Consider the following 735-nt stretch of genomic DNA (forward strand, 5'->3'; position numbering starts at 1 on the left):
GCGGTACGGCAAAACTGTAGTTTGTTTGTACTAGAGTTTTATACAACTGCCATAGATACTTTCTTAACCGTCAATAACTCTTCTTGTACTTTTGACAATAATAAATTGTTATGCCTCAATTAATATTAATGACATAATTAAATAATATGGTATACTTTATTATAATCATTAATTTAAAAAAGAATTATCCCTATGAAAGCTGTAAGAACAAAATTAGGAAAAGGTGGAAGAATAATCATTCCGACAGCTTTTCGTCAAAACCTCCACCTAGAAACCGGAGATGACATTATATTGCATATGGAAGATAATCTAATATACCTTACTACAGCGGAGCAAGCTTTACGAACACTACAAAATAAGGTAAAGAATTATATAAACACCACTGGCCAAGATATTTCGCTTACTGATGAATTAATAACTATGCGACGAAATGAGGCAAAATATGAATAATAGAGTCATACTAGATGCTTCTGCTTTATTAGCACTTATTCAAGAAGAAACTGGTGCAGAAATCATAAAGCCGTTGTTAAAATTTTCTGTTATGTCAGTTGTAAACGTTACGGAAACTCTAAGCGTATTACAGCGAACAAATATTACCCCAGAAGAAGGACTTGCTCTAATTGCGGATATTGTTACAACCATTGTTCCTTTTGATTTAGAGCAAGCTGAACAAGTAGCTAAACTACATCCTCTTGTACAGCCTCAAGGCCTTTCTTTAGCCGATCGTGTCTGTGT

General features: G+C 33.7%; 2 protein-coding genes. Both read left to right on the top strand.

Annotated features, from left to right (window positions below):
* Positions 1 to 192 precede the first annotated feature (192 nt).
* Positions 193 to 450 carry an AbrB/MazE/SpoVT family DNA-binding domain-containing protein gene (locus Megvenef_RS09730; RefSeq protein ID WP_322777708.1) on the top strand — a complete coding sequence of 86 codons (258 nt, stop codon included), beginning with the start codon at positions 193 to 195 and terminating at the stop codon, positions 448 to 450.
* Positions 443 to 735: PIN domain-containing protein (locus Megvenef_RS09735; protein WP_322777709.1), on the top strand; the 293-nt coding region annotated here is incomplete at its 3' end. The genes Megvenef_RS09730 and Megvenef_RS09735, both read left to right, overlap by 8 nt.

This window comes from Candidatus Megaera venefica, from assembly GCF_034554655.1.
GTDB classification, from domain to species: domain Bacteria; phylum Pseudomonadota; class Alphaproteobacteria; order Rickettsiales; family Rickettsiaceae; genus Megaera_A; species Megaera_A venefica.

Coding starts and splice junctions, on each gene's coding strand:
- Megvenef_RS09730 (WP_322777708.1), top strand. CDS start 193: ATGAAAGCTGTAAGAACAAAATTAGGAAAAGGTGGAAGAATAATCATT.